This window comes from Myroides sp. A21, assembly GCF_000807225.1.
In the GTDB taxonomy this organism is placed as follows: Bacteria; Bacteroidota; Bacteroidia; order Flavobacteriales; family Flavobacteriaceae; genus Flavobacterium; species Flavobacterium odoratimimum.
In genome coordinates this window covers 2,546,445-2,573,367 of record NZ_CP010327.1, presented here as the reverse complement: position 1 = coordinate 2,573,367, position 26,923 = coordinate 2,546,445, and the positions used below count along the sequence as shown (strand labels likewise).

The 26,923-nt window shown below is 35.1% G+C and carries 10 protein-coding genes, 2 tRNA genes and 3 rRNA genes; 2 read left to right on the top strand and 13 right to left on the bottom strand.

Features of this window, described 5'->3' with window-relative positions; translation table 11 throughout:
- Positions 1 to 39: 39 nt before the first annotated feature.
- Positions 40 to 1,689 carry a hypothetical protein gene (locus MYRA21_RS11610; protein WP_039329087.1) on the top strand — a complete coding sequence of 550 codons (1,650 nt, stop codon included), beginning with the start codon at positions 40 to 42 and terminating at the stop codon, positions 1,687 to 1,689.
- On the opposite strand, the gene MYRA21_RS11605 is transcribed toward MYRA21_RS11610, so the two are convergent.
- The 7 genes from MYRA21_RS11605 to MYRA21_RS11575 form a co-directional block, all read right to left on the bottom strand.
- Positions 1,686 to 3,617, bottom strand: coding sequence for a nucleoside-diphosphate sugar epimerase/dehydratase (locus tag MYRA21_RS11605; RefSeq protein ID WP_006260845.1), 1,932 nt, complete (start codon positions 3,615 to 3,617; stop codon positions 1,686 to 1,688). The two genes, MYRA21_RS11610 and MYRA21_RS11605, sit on opposite strands and share 4 nt — an antisense overlap.
- A 279-nt stretch (positions 3,618 to 3,896) precedes the next feature.
- Positions 3,897 to 4,006: ribosomal RNA gene (gene rrf, locus MYRA21_RS11600) — 5S ribosomal RNA — on the bottom strand.
- A gap of 107 nt (positions 4,007 to 4,113) precedes the next feature.
- Positions 4,114 to 6,996, bottom strand: a 23S ribosomal RNA gene (locus tag MYRA21_RS11595).
- 119 nt (positions 6,997 to 7,115) lie between these two features.
- Positions 7,116 to 7,189, bottom strand: a tRNA-Ala gene (locus tag MYRA21_RS11590).
- 93 nt (positions 7,190 to 7,282) lie between these two features.
- Positions 7,283 to 7,356, bottom strand: a tRNA-Ile gene (locus tag MYRA21_RS11585).
- A 79-nt stretch (positions 7,357 to 7,435) separates the two neighbouring features.
- A 16S ribosomal RNA gene (locus MYRA21_RS11580) occupies positions 7,436 to 8,953 on the bottom strand.
- The 16S, 23S and 5S rRNA genes sit together here with 2 tRNA genes alongside, the layout of an rRNA operon.
- A 1,073-nt stretch (positions 8,954 to 10,026) precedes the next feature.
- Positions 10,027 to 12,018 (bottom strand): S8 family peptidase, encoded by a 1,992-nt coding sequence (locus MYRA21_RS11575; RefSeq protein WP_039329085.1) that lies wholly within the window; start codon positions 12,016 to 12,018, stop codon positions 10,027 to 10,029.
- 313 nt (positions 12,019 to 12,331) lie between these two features.
- On the opposite strand from MYRA21_RS11575, the gene MYRA21_RS11570 reads away from it, so the two are divergent.
- On the top strand, positions 12,332 to 14,458 hold the full coding sequence (locus tag MYRA21_RS11570) for a M3 family metallopeptidase (RefSeq protein WP_039329083.1): 2,127 nt from the start codon (positions 12,332 to 12,334) through the stop codon (positions 14,456 to 14,458).
- A 124-nt stretch (positions 14,459 to 14,582) separates the two neighbouring features.
- Here the strand turns inward: MYRA21_RS11570 and MYRA21_RS11565 are convergent, their stop codons facing one another.
- The 6 genes from MYRA21_RS11565 to MYRA21_RS11540 form a co-directional block, all read right to left on the bottom strand.
- Positions 14,583 to 17,189 carry a hypothetical protein gene (locus MYRA21_RS11565; protein WP_006256708.1) on the bottom strand — a complete coding sequence of 869 codons (2,607 nt, stop codon included), beginning with the start codon at positions 17,187 to 17,189 and terminating at the stop codon, positions 14,583 to 14,585.
- Between the two features lie 69 nt (positions 17,190 to 17,258).
- A complete protein-coding gene (locus tag MYRA21_RS11560) occupies positions 17,259 to 19,787 on the bottom strand; it encodes a hypothetical protein (protein WP_006256709.1) in 2,529 nt (842 codons plus the stop codon).
- A 21-nt stretch (positions 19,788 to 19,808) separates the two neighbouring features.
- The gene (locus MYRA21_RS11555) at positions 19,809 to 21,233 is read right to left on the bottom strand and encodes a hypothetical protein (protein WP_006266687.1); all 1,425 of its coding nucleotides are present in this window, start codon (positions 21,231 to 21,233) and stop codon (positions 19,809 to 19,811) included.
- A 529-nt stretch (positions 21,234 to 21,762) separates the two neighbouring features.
- Entirely contained in the window at positions 21,763 to 22,302 is a 540-nt protein-coding gene (locus tag MYRA21_RS11550) for a hypothetical protein (RefSeq protein ID WP_039329080.1), read from the bottom strand.
- Between the two features lie 13 nt (positions 22,303 to 22,315).
- A complete protein-coding gene (locus MYRA21_RS11545; protein ID WP_039329078.1) occupies positions 22,316 to 25,558 on the bottom strand; it encodes a hypothetical protein in 3,243 nt (1,080 codons plus the stop codon).
- 44 nt (positions 25,559 to 25,602) lie between these two features.
- Positions 25,603 to 26,730 carry a hypothetical protein gene (locus tag MYRA21_RS11540; protein WP_006263164.1) on the bottom strand — a complete coding sequence of 376 codons (1,128 nt, stop codon included), beginning with the start codon at positions 26,728 to 26,730 and terminating at the stop codon, positions 25,603 to 25,605.
- Positions 26,731 to 26,923: the final 193 nt, after the last annotated feature.

Here is a 26,923-nt window from a genome sequence, read left to right as displayed (position 1 = left end):
ACTAGAATTGGTTTATATTTACTTAACTAAACCAAAATTATGAACTGGATTCTAGGTGCATTTATATTACTGATACTATATATTCTTTTTGATAAAAAAAGAAATAGAAACAAAAGGAATGCTCAACTTCAAAAATTAAAAGAAAGCTGGGGACATCCAAAAGGATTAACTGATTTTAATTTTGACAAAATAGCATCATACCATCACGCATTAGGTCATAATACATCGTATCAAACAATTAGCAAAACTATTAATCAAGATCTTGATTTAGACGATACGTTTACTTATCTAGACAGAACACACTCCTTAATAGGACAACAATACTTATATCACAAACTGCACACGATTAAGTCACCAGAAGAAGTAAGAGACCTTGATCAAACAATTAATTTCTTCAGAACTGACAGTGATGAAAGATTAAAAGTACAAATGCTACTAAGTACCTTAACGAATAGAAGTATATACTACTATCACACTCTATTCACCCATAACATCACAATAAACCGGTTCAAACTAAAACTAGCTTATGTATTGAATATCATTACAATTAGTTCTTTACTATTAAGTTTACATAGTTTAATCTGGATACTAGTATTACTTCCGGTATTTAGTGTCAACTTGGTCTTACATTATAAAAATAAATATGCGCAATATGATCAGCTAAGTGCTACACAAAACTTTAAACATATTCTTAATTCAACTAGTCAGTTACTAAAGATGCAAAAGTTATCTACAGCATATAATTTTACCGAAACAAAAAAAGCTATACCTACACTGCGCAAATTAAATACACTAACCTATTTTTTCACATCAGACAGCGCTATTAAAGATGAGATAACTACATTAGTAATGTTCCCTATAGAACTACTAAAAATAATGCTTAATATCGAAGTTATAACCTTCGAATCTTTTCTTTTAAGAGCACAACATGCTAAAGAAGAGCTAAAAACTTCTTTTGAAACAATTGCAAAGATAGATACAGCAATCTCAATAGCTTCTCTACAAACAAATAATCGACTATGTCAACCTGTATTCCACAATAGCAAAGAAATACAAATAGAAAACCTAATCCATCCATTAATCGAAAATTGTGTAAGTAATACAATACATTTAGAAAATAAAAGCCTGCTACTAACAGGTTCTAATATGGCAGGTAAAACTACATTCATAAGAGCATTGACCTTAAATACAATATTAGCTCAAACAATAGGATATGTATTCGCTACATCTTATAAAGCTAATTTTTACCAAATCAATAGTTCTATCCGAATAACAGATGACTTACATAATGACACTAGTTATTACCTACAAGAAGTAAAACAAATAAAGCGTTTTATAATACAATCAAATACTACAGATCCACAATTATATGTATTAGACGAAATACTAAAAGGAACTAATACAAAAGAAAGAATCTCCGCTGCGTATGCTATACTTAAATATCTAAATAAAGAGAAAGATATAGTTATTGTATCCACACATGATCTAGAGCTCATTGAACTACTAGAGAAAGAAGGTTATCAATGTCAATACTTACAAGAAAGTATTGTCAACAATGAGTTACATTTTGACTACAAATTAAAGCTAGGTCAACCACAAACAACTAATGCAATCAAAATATTAGAATTAAATGATTTTCCTACTGAGATTACAGATTTAGCATATAACACAAAAAAAATGTTCAGTTAGCTAACTGAACATTTTTCTATTTCTTCATCTAAGCATTCAAATCTTGAATTCTGAGATTTAAATTCTGGAACGATTATCTTTAATTGTTTCACTAAGTACTCTACATCATCCTGTCCCTCATTCTCACACACATAGTTACACATCATCTCTAGATTCGCTTTTACCACATCTAAATCTTGATTACGTACTTTTGCAATCATTATCTTTTCATGATGTGTCTTCACCGTATTCTCATCATTAGCGAGTAACTCTTCGAAGATCTTCTCTCCTGGTCTTAGACCAGTAATCTTAATATCAATATCTTCAGGATAACTATAACCACTCAGTCGTATCATACGTTTAGCCAAGTCAAATATCTTCATAGATTTCCCCATATCGAATACAAAGATTTCTCCTCCATTCCCCATAATTGAAGCTTCTAATACTAATTGACAAGCTTCAGGAATCGTCATAAAGAAACGTGTAATATCTTGATGTGTTACAGTTAATGGTCCTCCAGCATCTATTTGACGCTTAAACAATGGAATCACAGATCCATTAGAACCAAGAACATTTCCAAAACGAGTAACTATAAAGCTTGTAACACCATTATCTTTTAATGTAGATACATATAGTTCAGCTGCACGTTTAGTTGCCCCCATAACGTTAGTAGGATTAACAGCTTTATCTGTAGAAACCATTACAAACTTTGATACTCCAAATTGAACTGATAAGTCTGCAATCACTTTAGTCCCCTTTACATTGGTATGAATAGCTTCATAAGGGAATGATTCCATTAGAGGAACATGCTTATAAGCCGCTGCGTGATATACTAAATTAGGTCTATAAAGTTCAAATAAAGATTCCATCTTCTTTGTATCCCTAATATTCCCAACAACATAGATAATGTCATTACATTTATTAGAAACCATAGTCTGTTGCACATCATATAAAGGAGATTCAGCATGATCTACTAATATAAGTTTCTTAAAATTAAATCGAGCTACTTGTCTAGCTATTTCACTACCTATAGACCCAGCTGCTCCAGTAATCAATACTACTTTATCATCAATCTCTTTACCAATAATAGGGTTATCTAATTGTATTGCTTTACGTCCAAGTAAATCATCAATCTTTAACTCTTTAATTTGCTTATTTGTATATGAACCATCTAACCAATCTGTTGCTGGTGGAATTATTTTAATCTTTACAGGAAGTTTCTCTAATACCTCTGATATATCATTTAATCTTTCTCTAGTGATATTTTGAATTGAGATAATAATTTCATCTATACGATTACTAGTAACATAAGTCTCATCAAGAATAGAAGGATTATAAATTCTGTAACCTCCTAGTCTATTTCCAGATTTACTATTATTGTCATCCACAAAAGCTACTATATGTGTTCTAACTTTTGTATCTCCTTGCAGTGCACCAACAGTAATAATACCAGAATCTCCAGCACCATAGATAATCACGCGTTTATGATTTCTAACATCTAATACATAACTACGATAAAATTGACTATAAAACAAACGAGCTAAAATAAGCATCGCTGAAGTAAAGAATAAATGCAGTAATACAAATGAATACGAATATCTTAAATAAGGCTCTAAACTATTCCCTAAGAACTCATTTCTTTGTAGCAAACTCACAATCATCATGACTGCTCCTGAAAACAAGCAAGAAATAAAAATAGTCTCGATATCCTTTATGCTTGTCTGTCTGATAACACCTTTAAAAGGTTTAAATATCAAAAAACTAACAATATAACAAACTAATAATACAGGTATTCTCTTTAACATTAATTCGATAGAGAAATTACCAAAAAAATTAGTTAACAAAAGGTTAGATATAAAATAGGTAAACAAGACAATCAACAAGTCTATTACAAATATGATACCCCTAGGTGTATCACGCTTTAACTGTCTTTTCAGCGCATTATTCATACGATTTTCTTTTGGTAGCAATTATTACAATTTTTCTAAATGCAAATATAATGCATAAAATGTCACATTTATTACTCTTCACTAGAAAATACAGTGTCTTCACCCTTTTCCTAGATTATTTAATCTTTATGAACATATTAACAACTAACACTACACTAAAATTAACAAATAGTAAATATATACAGATGATCCCTTCGAAAATCTAAAGGATTAGCACAATTATAAAATACATATAAACAAAAAATCCCCAACCTCATACGAGATTGGGGATTCTATAAAGAAAGGCGGCGACATACTCTCCCACTGGTTAGCAGTACCATCTGCGCTAGCGGGCTTAACTTCTCTGTTCGAAATGGATAGAGGTGAGCCCCGCTGCAATAACCACCTTAAATCGGTTGTTACTTTAACGTAACTAATATTTTTAACTATATTGATATTTTAAACTTAACTATACTTTAGAAAGTTGCCCTCCCCTTGTATTTAAACAAGGGGAGATTCACATAAGCTTACGGGTTATTAGTACTACTCGACTTTGACATTACTGTCTTTACATCTATAGCCTATCAACGTTGTAATCTCCAACGACCCTTTAAAGAAATCTCATCTTGTGGTGGGTTTCGCACTTATATGCTTTCAGCGCTTATCCCTTCCCAACGTAGCTACTCTGCGATGCCCCTGGCGAGACAACAGATGCACTAGAGGTTGGTCCAATTCGGTCCTCTCGTACTAGAATCAGATCCACTCAAATTTCTAACGCCCACAGTAGATAGAGACCGAACTGTCTCACGACGTTCTGAACCCAGCTCGCGTGCCACTTTAATGGGCGAACAGCCCAACCCTTGGGACCTTCTCCAGCCCCAGGATGTGACGAGCCGACATCGAGGTGCCAAACCCCCCCGTCGATATGAGCTCTTGGGGGAGATCAGCCTGTTATCCCCGGCGTACCTTTTATCCTTTGAGCGATGGCCCTTCCATGCGGAACCACCGGATCACTATGCTCTACTTTCGTACCTGTTCGACTTGTTAGTCTTTCAGTCAAGCTCCCTTATACCATTGCACTCTACGCACGGTTACCAAGCGTGCTGAGGGAACCTTTAGAAGCCTCCGTTACTCTTTTGGAGGCGACCACCCCAGTCAAACTACCCACCAAGCAATGTCCTCCCCAATAAGGGAGTTAGATCTCAAATAAGCAAAGGGTGGTATTTCAACAATGACTCCACAACGCCTAGCGACGCCATTTCACAGTCTCCCACCTATCCTACACATCACTTATCCAAGAACAATACTAAGCTATAGTAAAGGTGCACAGGGTCTTTTCGTCCCACTGCGGGTAATCGGCATCTTCACCGATACTACAATTTCACCGAGCTCATGGCTGAGACAGTGTCCAGATCGTTACACCATTCGTGCAGGTCGGAACTTACCCGACAAGGAATTTCGCTACCTTAGGACCGTTATAGTTACGGCCGCCGTTTACTGGGGCTTCAATTCAATGCTTCTCCGAAGATAACATCTCCTCTTAACCTTCCAGCACCGGGCAGGTGTCAGGCCCTATACGTCATCTTACGATTTTGCAGAGCCCTGTGTTTTTGATAAACAGTCGCCTGGACCTTTTCACTGCGGCCAGCTTGCGCTGGCGACCTTTCTCCCGAAGTTACAGGTCTATTTTGCCTAGTTCCTTAGCCATGAATCTCTCGAGCGCCTTAGGATACTCTCCTCGACTACCTGTGTCGGTTTACGGTACGGGTACTAATAATCTAAGTTTAGAAGCTTTTCTTGACAGCCCTTAGGCACACTATCTCGTTGTCCGAAGACTCAAAGTACTATCGCATTTCTCCAAGTCTGACGCATTTTACTATCAAACCTATAGGTACGTGCTTCAACGAACTATTCCGTCAGTTCGCGGTGCTTTCATCACTGTGTCACTCCATCACAATTATCAGTAGTACGGGAATATTAACCCGTTGGCCATCGACGTCCCCCTTCGGGTGTGCCTTAGGTCCCGACTAACCCTCAGCTGATTAGCATAGCTGAGGAAACCTTAGTCTTACGGCGGGGGTGTTTCTCGCACCCCTTATCGTTACTTATGCCTACATTTTCTTTTCTAAAAGCTCCAGCAATTCTCACAAATCACCTTCTGCGCCGTTAGAATGCTCCCCTACCACTCACGTCCTAAAACGTAAATCCATAGCTTCGGTAGTATACTTATGCCCGATTATTATCCATGCTCGATCGCTCGACTAGTGAGCTGTTACGCACTCTTTAAATGAATGGCTGCTTCCAAGCCAACATCCTAGCTGTCTGGGCAATCAAACCGCGTTTTTTCAACTTAGCATACATTTGGGGACCTTAGCTGATGGTCTGGGTTCTTTCCCTCTCGGACATGGACCTTAGCACCCATGCCCTCACTGATGATTATCATTACTTAGCATTCGGAGTTTGTCAGGAATTGGTAGGCGGTGAAGCCCCCGCATCCAATCAGTAGCTCTACCTCTAAGTAACTATCGATCATCGCTGCACCTAAATGCATTTCGGGGAGTACGAGCTATTTCCGAGTTTGATTGGCCTTTCACCCCTACCCACAGGTCATCCGAAAACTTTTCAGCGTTAAACGGTTCGGTCCTCCATTTAGTGTTACCTAAACTTCAACCTGCCCATGGGTAGATCACACGGTTTCGCGTCTACCACTACTGACTTAAGCGCCCTATTAAGACTCGCTTTCGCTACGGATCCATGACTTAATCACTTATCCTTGCCAGCAACGGTAACTCGTAGGCTCATTATGCAAAAGGCACGCCGTCACTTCACGTAGAAGCTCCGACCGCTTGTAGGCGTATGGTTTCAGGATCTATTTCACTCCGTTATTCACGGTTCTTTTCACCTTTCCCTCACGGTACTGGTTCACTATCGGTCTCTCAGGAGTATTTAGCCTTAGCGGATGGTCCCGCCAGTTTCAATCAAGGTTTCACGTGCCCCGACCTACTCAGGATACCACTATTCTTATCTTCTCTTACCAATACGGGACTATCACCCTCTTCGGTTTACCTTTCCAGGTAATTCTCATTAAATCCGCAAGAAATGTCGTGGTCCTACAACCCCAAAATTGCCGTAACAACTTTGGTTTGGGCTTTTCCGCGTTCGCTCGCCACTACTTACGGAATCACTTTTGTTTTCTTCTCCTCCGCCTACTTAGATGTTTCAGTTCAGCGGGTTCGCCTCCTATACAGGATACTATATCTTCAATATAGTGGGTTGCCCCATTCGGATATCTACGGATCAACTCGTGTGTGCCAATCCCCGTAGCTTTTCGCAGCTTATCACGTCCTTCTTCGCCTCTGAGAGCCTAGGCATTCCCCATACGCCCTTATTTTGCTTATGTGCTTACAATTCTTTCGAATCGTACTTTCTATATATTTCTATATTATTTTTATTCTTTCTAACTGTTTTGTTAGTTAAGTTTTATCAATATGTCAATGAACTTGTGGCAATTATGCCTAGTGGAGAATATCGGAGTCGAACCGATGACCTCCTGCGTGCAAGGCAGGCGCTCTAGCCAGCTGAGCTAATCCCCCGTATCTAGTGTTTGGTTAACAGCTTACAGTTAACAGTAACTTTTGGGCGGTTAGTTTAACCTCTAGTATTTCCTTATCGAATTAGTAAATTAGTAGTCCCGGGCAGACTCGAACTGCCGACCCCTACATTATCAGTGTAGTACTCTAACCAGCTGAGCTACGAGACTCTGTATTACTTAATTCTTTATTCTTTTTTTGGTATTAACAGCGAGAGTAAAGTATCATACTTCTATAATTATTCTCTAGAAAGGAGGTGTTCCAGCCGCACCTTCCGGTACGGCTACCTTGTTACGACTTAGCCCTAGTTACTAGTTTTACCCTAGGCAGCTCCTTGCGGTCACCGACTTCAGGTACCCCCAGCTTCCATGGCTTGACGGGCGGTGTGTACAAGGCCCGGGAACGTATTCACCGGATCATGGCTGATATCCGATTACTAGCGATTCCAGCTTCATAGAGTCGAGTTGCAGACTCCAATCCGAACTGAGACAAGCTTTGGAGATTCGCATCCTGTTGCCAGGTAGCTGCTTTCTGTACTTGCCATTGTAGCACGTGTGTAGCCCAGGACGTAAGGGCCGTGATGATTTGACGTCATCCCCACCTTCCTCACGGTTTGCACCGGCAGTCTTGCTAGAGTCCCCGCCACTACGCGCTGGTAACTAACAATAGGGGTTGCGCTCGTTATAGGACTTAACCTGACACCTCACGGCACGAGCTGACGACAACCATGCAGCACCTTGTAAATTGTCCGAAGAAAAATCTGTTTCCAAATCTGTCAATCTACATTTAAGCCCTGGTAAGGTTCCTCGCGTATCATCGAATTAAACCACATGCTCCACCGCTTGTGCGGGCCCCCGTCAATTCCTTTGAGTTTCATTCTTGCGAACGTACTCCCCAGGTGGGATACTTATCACTTTCGCTTAGCCACTCAGTCCGAAAACCGAACAGCTAGTATCCATCGTTTACGGCGTGGACTACCAGGGTATCTAATCCTGTTCGCTCCCCACGCTTTCGTTCATCAGCGTCAATAAATACGTAGTAACCTGCCTTCGCAATTGGTATTCCATGTAATATCTAAGCATTTCACCGCTACACTACATATTCTAGTTACTTCCATATTATTCAAGCTCTGCAGTATCAATGGCAGTGTCCTAGTTAAGCTAGGAAATTTCACCACTGACTTACAAAGCCGCCTACGAACCCTTTAAACCCAATAATTCCGGATAACGCTCGGATCCTCCGTATTACCGCGGCTGCTGGCACGGAGTTAGCCGATCCTTATTCTTACAGTACCGTCAAGTCCCTACTCGTAGGGAGGTTTCTTCCTGTACAAAAGCAGTTTACAATCCATAGGACCGTCATCCTGCACGCGGCATGGCTGGTTCAGAGTTGCCTCCATTGACCAATATTCCTCACTGCTGCCTCCCGTAGGAGTCTGGTCCGTGTCTCAGTACCAGTGTGGGGGATCTCCCTCTCAGGACCCCTAATCATCGTTGCCTTGGTATGCCGTTACCACACCAACTAGCTAATGATACGCATGCCCATCTTATACCGATAAATCTTTATTATCAATACGATGCCATATCGATAAACCATGGAGCATTAATCCGAATTTCTTCGGGCTATTCCCCTGTATAAGGTAGGTTGCATACGCGTTACTCACCCGTGCGCCGGTCTCAAAAAAGCAAGCTTCTTCTACCCCTCGACTTGCATGTGTTAGGCCTGCCGCTAGCGTTCATCCTGAGCCAGGATCAAACTCTTCATCGTATATTTTTAATTTCGTAAATTAAAAAAGTATAATTCCAAATCTTAGCGATTTGCCTTACTCTCTTATTTGTATGCTGTCAATCCAATATGTTTATGAACGTGTCTTGTTATTTTATTCTCACTTGTTTTTCAAAGCGAGTGCAAAAGTAAAAACTTATTTCGAATTAGCAAAACTTTTCTATAAAATATTTCTCTTTATTTTTTCGCTCAACTCCCGTTTTTACTGAAGCGGACTGCAAAGATACTACCTTATTTTTTACTTATCCAAATTTATTTTTGTAAATTTCTTAAAGCTTATTTTTTAGTCGCTCTTGCTTCAATTTTTGTTTATGATCGTCTGCCTCTAGAGTCGTTATCACTTCTCTAATGCGGATGCAAAAGTAGTATCTTTTCTCTTACTTCCAAACTTATCTTTGCCTTTTTTTCAATGTTTTTAAAAAGTATTTCATAACTCATTATTATACCACCTTTTACGATCGAAAGTTTTTTTGTCTTTTTTTAAAGGTTATAGCCTTATACTATCTCTATACTATATATATGTAAGGTTGGATGGTGGAATGTATTTAATATTGTACTCTATTATATATATGTAATAATTGAGAATATACCTTCTTATGCCCTTTCTGTCTATTTCTAAATGTTACTTTATCCTACCCAAAGGTGTTTTATCTACTTTTTTGTAGTTGATCTACTTATATAGGTATGCTTTTTTAGAAGAAAAGTCCCTTATTATATGGCTATTATCTTGTTTCGAAGAAAAACAGATGTACTTTTTTTATTCTCATATTGAGCAATTATCCTCACAAGCAACTGTATATCAGCAAGTAAAGTATATTACCAGTATTATATTTCTAAAACCTAAATACTCCCTAATCACAGTAATAGCAAGCCTTCATACCTACTTCTTCAACACTGCTTCAACATTTCTCCAAGATTACTCTACCTGAGCACCTCTTTCTTGAACCAATATTGAAGAAGTCTTGTCGCGCTCTTGAAGGGGGTTAACTTATGATGACAATAAAAAAGCCCTAGACTATATAGTCCAGGGCCGTATATGAATATAAAAATGATTCTTATTTCTTTAATATTTTTGCTCTAACACGCTCTCCTCCAACATTTATATTCAATAGATATACTCCTCGTTCCAATTCTCTCATGTCAATCACTGCACGATTAGTCGCTGTAAAATTAAATCGTTTTACTAAACGATTACTTAAATCAAAAACCTCTACTTCTGAAATAGTAAATACTTTATCCTTTGTAACTTCGACATTTGCGATATCTTGAACTGGATTTGGCCAAATCACTATATCTTCAGGCTCTACACCTTCAATAGTTGATATCTTTTCTATTCCTTCTAAATCTCCATTGCTGATTAGTAAACTAAAGTCCTGTCTACCATACGACAATTCGCCTTTATGGCTCACTACCACTTCATATTCTCCTGCTTCAGGGTTTACAATTTCTATTCTCTCCAGATTGTCGACATCATTATCTCCTTTTAGTGCATTGAGGTTACTTCTGTTTTTATTTAAATACCAAGGAAAATATTCTTCTCCATCCTTGTATAACCTAATATCTAAATCGTTGATCAGTTTATTATTCTTAAAGCTTCCTTTTAATTCATTCGAATCAAACAACGCTTCCCTATCTGTCCAACTTAATGTGACTAACAATCTCTCTGAAGGATTATCTAATTTAAACTTATATCGAAAATCTTTTTTATTAAGCAAAACACTTTCTTTTAGGACTGCACTGTCATCATTTACATTCTTTATGAATTCTATTCCCCTTTCTGCATTAATCATTCCCCATCCTATTTTATTCGTTGGGTACTTTTCTTCTAAGTATTCTGCTGTATGAGTCATCAGTCCGCGTAACGTAGCAGAACGCATCGGAAAATCATGTAGTTGTAAATACCCTTGCTGCCAAAGAGTCAAAATAGCTGATACAACTGGCGATGCCATAGAAGTACCACTCATCTCTTTATATACACCTACTGAAGGACTAGCATTATGATATCTCGGCAACTCGTACGCTGAAGATATAATCTTCACTCCTGGTGCAGCGATATCAGGCTTAATCCTAAAATCACCTGTTGGGCCATAACTACTAAACTTAGCCACGCTTAAACGATCTGAGCTATCTACACCTACTGCGGCTACTACAACAGCATTCTTTGCATTCGTATTACCTAATAATAAATCATTACCATTCATAGTAGGATTAATTTTATCATAATACTCCCTATCATTACCTGCAGAAATTACTGGTTGATAATATGGATATGTATAAGTAAGTTTATCCAACTGATAAGCATCCTTGTTATAATATCCAAAATAAGTAGGAGGAACTAGTGGATTATCATAATCATCTAATGCTGCTATCCCATAAGAATGATTAGATATCAATAAACCCGATTGGGCTGCTGAGGCCATCTCTACTATATCATTATCCCAATCATAACTCCATACACTAGCTTCAGGAGCTAATCCCTTAGCTGGAGCATAAGCACCACTTGCTATTAAGGTACCAGCTACATGAGTCGCATGATTTTTTCCAAGTTCTGCACGTTCTAAGTCTTCGCCATTAAGCTTCGCAATATTGATATCTGGATCTTTTAAAATCACACGGCTCGAAGCGCCACTCTTAAACTCTTGATGCTGCTCAAAGGCAGGCTTACCATCCCATAGCCCTATAATCATATTTCTACCCTGAAGATTGACTCTCTGTCTACCTCCTTTCGAAATATTATCTACACCTGTCAGGCTACGTGATAACGCATTCTGAGTAGCGTAATAAATAGGAATTCCTTCATTATCTACAGTTCTCAACTGATAAATACGTCCATCCTTATAAACTCCCTTAGTAGGAACACTATATTGTTGCTGAAATCGTAAGACAGCTTCTTTATCTGACATTACCTCTCTGCTAAACTGCTGTATAATCTCTTTGTTCTTCTGTTCATCCTGTTGGCTCTTTATCTCATTTCTCAATTGAGGACTCTGAGCAAACAGTGAACTACTAAATAATAAAGCATATACTATACTTCTTATATCCTTCATCAATACCAATGTGGTTAAAATTACATTCTTTAGAAGTTCAAATATATGATTGTGTTCTAAAAAAACTCTTATTATGCAGATAAAAATACAACCAAAATAAACAATCTTTATCAAAAAGAAATATAAATATACCTTAAACTTATGCTCTTTAAATACATATCACCACATTTAGATACAAGGCAATACAGATGAATTACCATACGGTTATCCTTATTTTATTCATTCATAATAAGGTATAATGTATAGGACAGATTTCGTTGAATCACACATAAATCTTTATATTTGGACAAATCTAACAGTAACCTTAATATTTATGAAAATCAAAAAGACCGTACTTGGTGTAGTTGCAGGGGCATCTATTTTGTCTATTTCTTGTGACAAAGTAAAGAACGAAGCTGCTTCATCAGGAGATTGGAATGAAAGTAATGCTTTCTTTAACGAAAGCACATTGCCATACTATACAGCAGACTTTGACAAAATTAAAGACAAAGATTTCAAACCTGCATTATTAGAAGGAATGCGTCGTCAAATGGAAGCTATCGACAAAATAGTAGCCAATACAGAAGAACCAACTTTCGAAAACACTTTAGAAGCACTAGAGCGTTCTAGTGAATTACTAGATAGAGTAAGTTCTGTATTTGGGTTATTAACAGGAGCTCATACTAATGATGAACTTAAAGCAATTAATTCAGAATTGGCACCAAAGTTTGCTGGTCATAGAGATGCTATATACTTAAATGATGGCTTGTTCCAACGCATTAAAAAGCTTCATGACAATCAAGCTTCTCTGAATCTAAATGAAGAACAGAATAGACTACTGAATGTATATTATGAAAACTTCGAGAAATCAGGTGCTAATTTATCTCCTGAAGATAAAGAGAAATTAAAACAACTAAACCAAGACATTGCTACTTTAAACAATCAGTTTGGGGATAAATTATTAGCAGCTACTAAACAAGGTGGAGTTAAATTCACTAAAGAAGAATTAGCAGGATTATCTGATGACGAGCTTAATGCCATCAAACAAGAAGATGGTAGTTATGTAATCGCATTAAACAATACTACACAACAACCAGATCTAGATAAACTGACCAATAAAGAAACTAGAAAGAAACTATTCGATCAGGCATGGGTAAGAGCTGAAAAAGGAGATGACAATGATACCAAAGCATCTATCCTATCTCTAGTGAAAAAACGTGCTGAGAAAGCTAAGTTAATGGGATTCGCTAACTATGCAGAATGGAGTCTACAAGGCTCTATGGCACAGAATGCTACTAATGCTACTAAAATTCTGAAAGACCTAAGTCCTTATGCAGTAGGAGCAGCTAAAGAAGAAGCGGCTGATATCCAAGCATTAATTAATAAAGAGGCTGATCCATTCACGCTAACAGCTGCTGACTGGAACTACTATGCTGAAAAAATCAGAGAAGAAAAGTATGCATTAAATCAAAATGAGCTTAAACCTTATTTTGAGATGAATAGTGTATTAGAGAATGGAGTGTTCTATATGGCTACGCAATTATATGGGCTAAGCTTTAAGGAACGCAAAGATATCCCTGTATGGCAAGAAGATGTAAAAGTATACGAAATCTTCAATGAGGATGGTAGTCAGGTAGGGTTATTCTACACAGATTACTACCAAAGAGATTCTAAACGCGGTGGTGCATGGATGAGTAATATCGTAGGTCAGTCTAAATTATTAAACAGACTTCCTGTAATCTACAATGTAGGTAACTTCCCAAAACCAGCGAAAGGTCAACCTACTCTATTATCTCAAGATAATGTAATCACGATGTTCCACGAGTTCGGGCATGCATTACATGGGTTCTTTGCTAATCAAACTTACCCTACTCTATCAGGTACTAGTGTATCGCGAGACTTCGTAGAGTTCCCTTCACAATTCCACGAGCACTTCGCATTCGAACCTTCTGTATTAAAGAATTATGCTAAACACTATAAAACAGGAGAAGTAATCCCTGATGCTTTAGTTCAAAAAATGAAAAATGCAGGAACATTCAATAAAGGATATAGCATGACTGAGTTATTAGGTGCTTCTCTATTAGATATGGAATGGCATACTGTGTCTACTGATAAGAATATCACTGATGTACTTGCTTTTGAAAAAGAAGCTTTAGCTAAATATGGTTTAGACTTACCTACTGTACCTCCTAGATACCGCAGTACTTACTTTAGCCACATCTTCGGAGGTGGATATGCTGCTGGATACTATTCATACAAGTGGTCAGAAATGTTAGACTTCGACGCTTATGATTGGTTAGAACAAAACGGTGGTATGACTCGTGAGAATGGTCAAATCTTTAGAGATAAAATCTTATCTAAAGGAAACTCTGTTCCATTAGACAAATTATACAAAGACTTTAGAGGTAAAAACCCTACAATAGATGCTTTATTAAAGTACTCTGGTTTTACGAAGAAGTAATTGAAATAGAATAAAAACCCTCCAGCTGGAGGGTTTTTTTATACATTTACTACTGAACTAATATTTCTATCTTAAAAACTTTTCACTGATAACGTAGTGATAAGCTATATAAAGTAAATAAAAGTTATTTTGTTGTAACACTAAACAGCCAAGCTAAAGCATTCGCTGTAAATTGTGAATTATAAACTGTCTGATTCGTTAAAGAAGGGGTTCTTCCATATCCTGACTTACCTATAGGTCTATTATTACTATCTACTAAAAAAGGACAAATATTATCACTTCTCATAGCTCCGCTAGTTCCACTCTGTGAGTTAAAACCACCATCTCCTGCCCACACAAAATTAAGTTCTTTGTGCCTAAATGCAAAAATATTACCATTCGAATCTCTAGACAGTACTTCTATATCATTTATTGCTCTTCCTAAAGAGTTTGGTTCTATAGCTATACCTGTTGTAGCATCATCTCCTAATTTTTTATTGCGAATATCCCCAAATGGTCCATTTAAAACTGGATCATCAACATTAAGAATAGAACAAATAGTTCCTGAACGAGTACCTATATTTACAGCACTAATATTAGTTGTGCCTAATACAGCATTCAATAAATAATAAGTACTTGCATTATCATTTGCATCTGTTACTGCTAAAAGAGCCCCTCCTGACCTAACATAGTTTGCTATTGCTATGGCTGCAGTCTCATTCATTCTTGTATTATAACCTATACTGATTAAAGCTGGGTTAGAAGTATTTATTTCAGAGGCAACATTATTAATCGTCGAATCATTATTAACGATCACTGTAATACTTCCCTCCATAGCTACTGTGCTAGTAGGTAAAGATCCAAAATTATTTGGACTATCTATAAAAGCCTTAGAATGTCCTCTATCAAAACCGTAACCATAACTAGTTTTATTCGAGTAAGTCAACATTTTCTTTGAAGACAATGCTAATGTTACATCAAAACTACAAGTAGAAGCTCCTACACTTGTTGGCATATTAAGTATCATAGTCTTCTTATCATTATTTGTTGGTGTTCCTTTTCCATATAATACAAAAGCTGTATCATCTATAAAAATCTCCTTCTTTGTAAAAACTCCTTTTGCTTCAAAGTAAATACCATCAACAGTATTCGTCACAATATGATATTCGCCAGGTTCCACAACCTCCATTATTATAGTAACATAATTTGAGGCATTAAGTGGTGTACCAGCTCTATACTTACCGAATACTTGTTGATTGCCCGGAAAACAATAAATTTTCAACACTGCTTCTTTAGATTTGACAGGTAAGTTATATACACAACTAGCACTAACAATATTCTCATTACTTGCAGTTGGATTATATTCTTTTATACCTTGAGAAGACATTTGTATAACCATAGGTAAAGTAGTCCCGCCTACCGTAGGTTTTCCTGTATTAACAATCGGTCTCATCTCTACCATCTGAATATCATTCGTAGCAACATTAAACTTAAAGTCAACTATATCAGATTCAAACTCTATCTTTTGTGTCTGAGTTGAACTAATTTCAATTACACCTCTTACTTTTCCTCTCCCTGTGGCGATAACCTTAACAGGTACCATAATTTTATGAGAAGTAGTTAATGGTTCATTCTTTAAAAACTCTCCAACAGAGGTCACTTTAGTACAATCAATAATAACCTCAACCTTCGAAATTACTGCAAAATATGGATATACACTTGGTGTTTCACCTTGTTCTACTTTTACATAAGAATTACTAATAAAATCCAAATCAGTTTGCATAGGCCACGTAGGAGTACCATAACCATCCAATTCAATAATAGCCGTTTTACTACTAACTTCTTGAGATGTCAATGTTCTTGTTTTCTTAAAGTAAATCCCGTTAACAGTAGGGGTGGTAATTGTTACAACTCCACCTTGAGAAATATTATTAATAGTAACACGCATTTTCCCCGTAGTTTTAACGTCATTTAAATCTACTCCCGTATAAAAGTTACCAATCTGCTCTACTTTAATTATATCATAAGTCAACGCTCTTTTCTCTACTTCATTACTAAGTGTGCAGGTTGCTAGTTTCTTATTCAGAAAGAACTTAATTGTATCCTTTCCACCAGAAACCCCATTAGTACGTTCATATCCTTTTACAGGAGTTCCATTTCCTTTTAAAACTAAAGTATAATCGCCTTTTTGAGGAAAAATACCACTAGCTAAAAAGCTATAACCATTCTCCTTCCCCGTATTATCATAAGCAATAGCCTGAATTTCATAAGATCCTGGTATACTAACACTAACATCGACTGTAATAACATTTTTTCTAGAATCTAAAAACACACCTTCAATATAGTCTCCTGTAATCTTTATTGCTCTACACTTATCATCAGGTATAATAAATGTTGCAGGACCAACATCCCCACAGACATTCATCCATTGTTGACGACTTGTGTTATAAAATTCAACACACTCTATTGTTGTATTATAAATAACCATTCCGCCTAGTAATTCATGACTAGGAATCCGCATACGTTCTGTTGTAGACATACGAGGCAATAAAAAACCTTTTTCTTTAGAATTTAATTCTAAAAGGCTAAAATTCAATGGATTTAACGCATCAGAAGAAGAATCATCTGATATTTGGGTACCTTTTTCTGTCAATACCTGTGCTACACTTATCTGAGTTGGGCCTAACACATAGAAAAGGAGAATCAACAGTACAGTTCTGATGCTTTTATTTAAACTTATATGTTGTATCATAAACTTCATTTTTTTGATAAAAACTAGGGAATCTATTCTTCCCTAGTTTATAATTTTTATTAACAAGGATTACTTTTTATGTTCAATAACATAATCAATGGCCCAAGCCAATGTATTAGCATATAAAACAGCATTATAAACAACACCATTATCTGCATAATTCTTTGGTTTAGGAACACCTTGACTATCAAAATTAGAAGGGAATATAGATAGATTCTTATAATCTTTCTTCCCTATAAACCATCCGCCATCTCCAACAAACACAAACCCTAAATCACGATGTTTCATAGCCCAAATAGAATTAACATCTCCTTGTTTTGAAACTAAAGGAACATAACTATTTGGCAAATTAGAGTAATACCATCCATTATGTGCATCATTCCCCATCACCTTACCAGATAAATCTCCAAAAGGCCCTTTTATAATCGATTCGTTATTTGCAGAAGACAACACAGGATTCAGCATAGTATAATTATTAGACACACTTATACTACTACCTCCTACTGTTAAACCAGCTAACCTTTCTATAACATTCTTAGTATATGTTCTAGGTGTACTCTCATCTCCAATGATTAATACTCCTTTCTTATCACGTACAAATGCAACTAATACATCTTGTGTTTCTGTTCTAGTAAAATTATATCCTATTACATTGATAATAATATCCACATTATTGGAAGCAATGAATCTATCCAGATCAGCTCCTTGAGCATTAGTACTTAATACTCTCACCGAATTCACTTTTACTGTTCCCATTGGGCCAAAATTAGTACTACTCTTAAGAATTGCTCCTCCAGCATAAACAGTACTACTATTGGCACCGTAATTTGTTCCACCTAAAGACAATACTACTATATCGTGTGCTTTTACTTGTGCAACTACAGAGCACAGAGACGAATTAGAATCTAATCCTTCTGCTATAAGATTAAACACTGTCAGTCCTCCTGTAGTAAATATCCCAACTGGATCTAAAGTCACTGTTGCTTTTCCTTTCATTCTATCCGAATCAGTAAAAACACCTGTTTTTGTAAAATAAACACCATTAACAGTATTTGTTTTAATTGTATAATTCTCTGCATACCCTACATTTACACTTACTTCAATACCATGTTTACCTGCTTGTAAAGGAGTATTTACCAAAAAATTGTTATTTCTACTAGTAGATCCATTTGAAAAAGCAAAAGCACTAGAACAATCGAATGTATAATTCTTAGAACGTTCCACTACATTTATAACTGGAAAAGAAGAACAGAAAGCTCCCCCTGAATTAGGTGTTATAGTAGTAAACTCAATAGTTTTTGCTTTTACAGGAATCTTCACATATTGTCCATTTTGCATCTCTGGATATAAGGTCACATACTGTACATTATCAGATCCATTAAAAGTCAAAGTTGTACTTGGTGCAACAAATTTCACAGGAGTATCTGTTGTTCCTTTTATTATTCCATTTAATTCTATATCAACTATACCAGGCGCTAATACTTTTAAAGGAAGTAATATAGAGTTACTCTTAGTTAAAAAAGTATCTTCTTTATATTCTCCTCTCATTTGTATTTCATTAGTATTACATACTAATTCAAAACTAGTAGGAACTACTTTTACTTCAGCTGTAACGTTAGATGTTTTATTATTCTTTGAATTCGTAATAAACTTAAAAGTACTATTTACAACATTTATTGGAACTCCTTGCGCATATAGATATATCTCCGCTCTCCCTTCTTGTGTAAACTCTCCTGACCCGCTAAAACTAATACCATTTAGAGTCTCTGTACTTTGTACTCTCCAGAACCCTACCGTTGTCACATCAACAAGAACTTTAATTTTATTATCATTTGCATTTAAAGCAACTCCTTTATAAGCTGACCAAGCAACATCAACTGTTTGAGGTTCTACAAGTCTAAAATCTAACTCAGATGATTTCACTTTAATACGTATAGAAGTACAAGTCGTATCTTTCTTACCATTTATCATAAAAGTAACTAGATCTCCTGGTGTTTCATTTGGTTCTAATGGGGTTCCAAATCCTTCTAATGCAATTGAATAAACTCCTTTTGTTTCGAATATTCCTGATTTACTAAAAGAATACCCATTTGTTGTTACTGCACTAATATTATATGATCCTGTTTCTACCACATTAATTGTAATGTATAAAACATCTGTATCTCTTAAACTTTGGCCTTGTTTTAATTCTTTAGCTCCACTCGAATTTAAATAAACCTTAGAACAGTCTAAAGTTAATTTTGCAGGAGGCAATGTTCCACATACACTAAGCCATTTATTTGCTGTTGTACTCCAATAGTTGATACAATCATTATCTGTATTATAAATAACAAGTCCATTTCCTCTTACTTTATCGTCAATATTAATTTTATCCCTTTCAACGGTGGTCATTCTAGGCAATAGAAAACCTTTCGTAACACTTTCTAATTCTAAGATAGAATATGGAGCAGCAGTAGCATTTGTCACACCTGCAACAGAACCATCTTTTAACTTCGTCATATCATTTTGTCCAAAAGACAATGAAGCATTTACAAGAAATAGAATCATAATCAAAAGAACCGAATAAAACGAATCGATATGTAGTTTTTTAATTTCCATCAATATTATTTTTAATGATTACTATTTTACTAATAATGCTTCTAACGCTTGCAAGCGTTTAGCCATTTCATTCATTTCAGTTTCTAACTTCTCAATGCGATATCCTTTTTTATTCAGCTCTTTTTGTTGATCAATAACATGTAAAAAGAGTTCTTCTGTCTTTTCTAATAGCTGAATAGATAATTCAGACACATTAAATGAGTAGCCTAGATCTGTTTTCTCTAAATCTGCAATAGGAGTTATACCTGGTAGATGTCTATTCGTTCTAATAAATCTATCTACACTAGTTAAATCATAGAACTTATAATCGTATTTTAAATTAGAATATCCTTCAAAATAATTATCAAATACATAGTCTGCATAATAGCTATTCGTAGCAGTTATACTACCATTTATTCTCAATTTTTCATTAGGTACTTTAGCTGAATCAGACTTTTCAGAATACCCAATTCCTACCCAACCATTGATGTAGATATCTTGGTTATTTTTAGTAGCCTGTTCTGTTGTATTAACAACGTACCAAGGTTCTTGAGCGATCTGATTAAACGAAATAAAAGTAGGGCTCTTTAATTCATCTGTATAGATTAATTGCTTCGTATTAATATCAGCTTTTAATGAAGTTAACGTTTCTGAATTAGTAAAAATATCAGCTACATAAATAGTTGTGATATCCTTATTTTCATCACTATACACTAATGCTTTCCCCTTACTATTATAATCATCTTCTAGCTTTAATGATGTAACTGTTTCTATTCCAGAAGGACTTCCGTCACTTCCAATACCACCAAACAAATCACTCCCTTTAATATCTACAAGATCTTCCTGTTCGTTTTTATATACAAACTTCTTTGCTTTATAGGTTCTTAATAAAGAAGGTACAACAGGAGCATTAGGATCTATTTCTTTTTCTTTATCTACATGCACCTCCATCATTTCACCAGTAACAGGATTTTGTTCTAAATAAACATACATTGTTATCTCTTCAGGAGTCAAAGTAGTTAAGGTCTCAAATTTCCTAATAACCTCACTAAGTTTCATTGTTTCTTCTTCATTGGTATCTTTATTAATCCAGGTAAAGATATAATCACCTTTATCCTCAATAATTTTCACACTATTCGGATCAGCTATCTCCTTTATGTAGTGATTCAAAGTTGTATTAGAAACAAGAGTATTCCATTTATCTCCACTCCAGAAATAAAAACCTGCCAACATATCTTTAGTACCTGTATGATATACTATTAGACTATCTGGATAGTCTGTTCCTACTATTGTCAACTTATCTGTACTGTTTTTTAATTCAATACGCGGGATCAAAACTCCTTTATTATTAGAATAAATTTCTAATTCAGATGAGCTATTGGGCAAATGGGTTCCTATTCCAGTCTGACCATACACACTACTAACTAGTGTAAAAATTATCATAATAAGAAAATTCGGCTTTTTCATTTTATTGTATTTTTTATAGTTAAATGTTAATTGTTTTGTATAAAATTACAAACAATTACGAACAAAAAACATAAAAAACAATAACAAATATATATTTTTATATAAATAAAAATTAATACACAGAACAAATGAAAAAACAATCAATAAAAATTATTTTTTTTAATAAAAAAACTGATAAATAGTTAAAAAAATAACGAAAAAATTAATAATTAAAATCAACATTTTTACAATAAAACAATAAATACATCTAAAAAAAATATTTTTTAGCAGATCAAAAAACTGTAGTTTTCATTCTTTTACAATAAAACACCTCTCGCAAACAAATAGTATTATTTACTTTTTCACTTCTTCTTATTTAGCATAATCCCCCCTTCTTATATACTTTTATAATTTTAAAACTTACATAAAAAAGAAGAGTCACCTCATCACAAGGTAACTCTTCTCAAAATTGTGTTATAAAAAATCACACTTTCGTGTCTCGTCAATCAAAATAATCAGAATTTAAACAATACTATCTTTCACTGACAGATTACTCTGCTGCCCAAAAAGCCCACTCTTTACCATTAAAAACACACATCATATTTGATTTTGTATCATAAACTATCGTACCTGTTGGTGGAGAAACTATGTTTAAATGTGGGCTTTCTACTCTAGGTAAAACCAATGCTTTACTTGGGCTATCTAATACAAGAACTCCATCTATGGCCACAGAAGGGTCATTTCCTATTAAAATATTAGCACTTGCTATTTCAGTTAATTTATCTTGGGCTATTATATTTACCTCACCTGTATTAATCGATAAATCTACCCATTGATTTATACCATTAGAGTACTTAATTTTTTTATCTACCACATCGTAAATTAATGTGCCTTCCACTGCACTAGTCGCAAGAGCTCTATTAATCTTAGGTAAAACTATACCTCGGGTATCATCATCAGGAAACTCTAGTATAGAGTTTGGAGATAAAAAATAATCTTTACTCCCAATATTTATTTGTTGGCTCCATGCAGATAAAGGGATAATACCCACACAAAACAAAATATAACTAAAAAAAATCTTATTTTTCATTTTCTTCTTGTTTTTAATTGTCAGGGCATGATTGCACTATACAAGCCCATATTTTACCATTGTACAACTTCATACACTTATTAGTTGTATCATAAACCATCATCCCTGCTATAGGGTTTGAAAACGCCTTAATCTGTGTATCAGTTAATCGAGTAAGAACAAATCCTTTAGATTTAGATTCTAAATAAAGAATTGCATTTATACCATCTTCTGCTAAAAGCTCTCCATTACTACGATCTAAACTAGTCATGATAACAAAATCAGCATTTTTCTTTACTATACTACCTTCTACTCCTGGATAATAACAAATTAAACTACCTCCACAGAATGGAATTGTTGGATCTAATACAGTATACGCATCATCCAAGCTCGAATTAATACATACATCCTCAGAATTTCCTATTAACTCTATACTTGCTCCAAAATCAACCACTTGAGCAATATCTGCATCAGGGACTTCACTAGGTTTAGTGTATTTATTTCCTGTTGCGGCTTCTATTATTGCTAAGAAATCTAATGCCTGTAACTCATATGTTAATTCTAAGGTGCTTCCTCCATTAATATTTAAGCCTTCGACAATGTGCATTCCTTCTTCACTTTCTATCATTCCTTGTCCCAGATTAGATTGGAATTTATTAAACCTAAAGTCTTCATGATACAAAAACATAATTCTCAAATCAGCAAATGTAACAGTTGGATTTGGGTTTTTTACTTTAGCCTTAATTGTAATAATGCCATTTTCTTTATAACATTTATTCAAAACAGGCTCAATACTTATTTCAGGAGATAATACTCTAGGCTGATAAATCATTTCAACTTTAGTAGATGTACACGATGTAAAATTATTGTAATCACAACTCTCTATAGTCAGTACCTTATTCTCATTAAGACTTGTATATGTCAATTGTCCTCTATTTTCGTAGACTTTTGCTACTGCATCGTCTTTAAAACGTACCCTTGCTGTAATTGTAGTAAAAGTCATAGGGTCTAATTTAACCTTATCTATCTCTAGCTTTCTGGTTCCTTCATAATTATTGAAAATTGCATCATTAAAAGCACCTTCTGTAGACATCAACCCTCCATCAACCCAAAACATTCCTTCAGGTAATTCATCCTCAATCTTAACATAACGGGGTTCACATGAATAATTCCACACTTTAAATGTATACTCAAAACCACTACATGAAACTACCTTTGCTGGTGCTTGTAATGTAAACTCTATCCCATCTGGATTAGGAGATGCAGGTCTTGGACAATTTAACTCAAAATCTCCAATTGCAATTCCTTGATATCCTCTTGACTTAGTTCTATAATGAATTTTATGCTTTATTTCTATTCTTGTCACCTCATGCGGAAAAGTAACAACTGCTGCCCCATTTTTATTCGAAATACTAGACCGTTTTAATCCTGTGACAATACCTCCACCAATAGAGAAAGTCTTTTTACTACTATTAGAACTACTCGAAATCACACCTCTATAAGTCGTATTACCACAATACCCTATTACCTCTACCATATCGGTACTTGTACTAGTTTTATCTATTCCATAAATTTTAAATTTAGCAAAAGTAGCCCCATCCTTAAATGTAATATTTGTAATCGAATAGTTATCATCACTTCCTCTTACCCCTCTAAATTTAGACTCTAAAAGAGTTCCATTAGACACTCTTGGATATTTTGACGCTTGCATAGAAGGGGTTTCCTTACCATTACTATAGGTCTTATAAGTAACATCAAATCTCAATCCATTCGACACTGTTAAATTTGACACACTTTTTAATCCAGCAGTCCATTGGCGAGAACTAAAATTAAACAATCCTGTTTCGTTTGTAGTACAAGCATTACATTGTGCCACGGCTGCATCTGCTCCAAAAGTTATATATAATTCGTCTCTATTAATTGGCAATCTGAACAAATGCTCATCAAGCTCCCCTCCTATGTATTGTCCAGGAATAACAGCTAACCAATTTTGATTTCTAGCATCAGCTTCTGTTTTAGCTACCAACATTTTCACATCATACCCTTGACCACTATAAGGAAAATCTTCTCCACCTGCCCTCACTTCTACTATAGTACTTCCTAAATTAGTCTTCCTAAATAACCAAAATTTATCATCTAATATCTCACTATATCCACATCCATGATCATTTACTTTAGTAGAAGTATATCCTTGACCAATATTAGTTCCCCAGTAGATTGCAGCATTATCTCTATTTAATGGTTCCTCTTGAATTACCCCAAGTCCAACTTCAAACTCTGTTCCTATAGTATTTACTGTCAAAGCTGCCCCTGAAGCAGTAGAACGAGATACAGAAATACTCGTATTAGCATCATCTCTAAAAATACCTGCTACATTATTATGATACCCTAAACCTGTTCGCCCCCATGGCCAGAAAACACTTCCATAAGATGACATATAAGCTGCATTATCTAATGTAATACCATATTTAGTTGCTAAATAACTCTCAATTTTACTTGTCTCAGCTCCATTTAACTTTCGATTGTAAACAATAATTTCTCCTATTTGTCCCATAAAGAACCCTGAAGTCAAACTCGCTCCTCCAATAATAACTCCTTCATCTGGTTTTAAAGCCCCCTTAGCTGCTCCTGTTAATTTATTTCCTTTACTATCTAATGAATATTCTGTTCCACTGAACCTGAAAGTCACATAATTAGTTGCTCCTTCTGGCACATAAGTAGTCTGTAGAGCTGTTGTATTAATCTCATATCCACCATGTCCATCTCTAGCACTAGTAAGACGTACACGTCCCCCCGTTTCTTTTGGACTGAATCCAATAGAAGGTCTTCTTGTAGATTTAGATGAAGGATCAGTACTACCAAATCCCATATAGTACATCCTTTTCTCATTCTTTCCTTTTTCCGCAATATATACACCAAAAACAGTCAGTCCATCAACAAATCCACTAATACCAAGAGGTGTAGCTAAAAATTGGCTACCATTAAACACCAATGCATTATTAAAATTCATTTTGTAACTTCCCTTTAATAAAGTAGGCCTTTGCTTTCCTGCCTGACTTACAGCACTAAAAGTCATATTCAAATGACTATCAGTAGTTACAGGTGCATTTGCCCATTCATCAACTTCAGTAGAAGAATACATTTTAACTCTATTATCTGGTTTTAACCAAAGCTGTACATTCCCTACTCCTCCAGGATATTCTCTTTGAGCAAATAAAGGCATACTCGTCAATCCTAAAAATAAAAGGGCTAAAATCTTATATAAATATCTATACATATCCTGTAGTTTAAACAATTAAAATAAAAAAGATAAAATCCCTTTTACTCCTTTATATATTCAACAATTACATAATAGTTACCAGCTGGGTTATTCTGAATAATAGTCCCCGCAGTACCAATAGCCAAAACTGTCTTTGTCCCACTGACTTGTTTGCTAATCACTCCTCTTGTCATCGAATTACTACTCTCATTAATCAATTTAGCATCTACTACTAGGCCTGAAATTACTTTTGGTAACTCAACAGAGGTAAAAGAAGTAGCTTTATTTAACTTCACTATATATCGCATCACATCTTTTTCATCCCATTTCCCTATAATCTCCTCTTTAACAGTCGAATAAAAATTATCATTCCCTTTTACTGTTTTTGCAATATTTTTTATATGCTCTGTATTTTCAGCTTGATTAACAATAGTCTTAAAATCGTTACTCACATCCTGAGATACGGTAATATATTCTGGAATAGAACTCTCATTTATATATTTATAATAAATCATACCTGCATTAGGTACATTTGCAATATTCTCTTCTACTCCTTCTTTATTATAACGAGTTACATTCGTAACTGTTTCTTTCACAGCAGACGGAACAAAACTCTCTATATATTCCGTAAACACAGTACTTCCTTTTAAAAGCTCTGTCAGCTTCACGTTATTTTCAATACCTCGCTCAGGTTTATATACTAATACAGCCTCTCCTTCATCATACACCGTAGATAATGATGTCAAAGACTCAAACGTCTTAATAACATCACTAAGTTTCATTGTTTCTTTAATATTAGTATCCTTATTAATCCATGTAAAAATATAGTCTCCTTCATCATATGTAACCGTAACACTATTCGGATCCGCAATTTCTTTGATATAGTGCTGTAAAGTAGTATTAGAAACTAAGGCATTCCAATGATTCTCAGCCCAAAAATAGTATCCCGCTAACATAGCTTTAGTTCCCGTATGATAAATCATCAAACTTTCAGGATACTCTGTTCCAACAATAGTAGACTTATCTTTAGTATTTTTTAATTCAAGACGTGGAATTAGAACTCCTTTATCTTTAGACTTAATCTCTAACTCAGAAGAACTACTTGGAATTTGAGTTCCAATACCAGTTTGACCATACGCTCCTATTCCAAGTGTGAATATTATTAAAATTAGCAAATGTGGTGTTTTCATTATATTGTGTTTTTTATTAATTACAATCTAAATATTCTATCAAAAATACAAATATTAACACAATTTTAAATACATTACACTATACAAATTTATTTTTTATATAAAAAACAACGAAACAAAGCAAATATTAACAAAAACAAAATAAAAAACAACAGTGGTAAAATTTATAAACACTCAACACTTAAACATATTA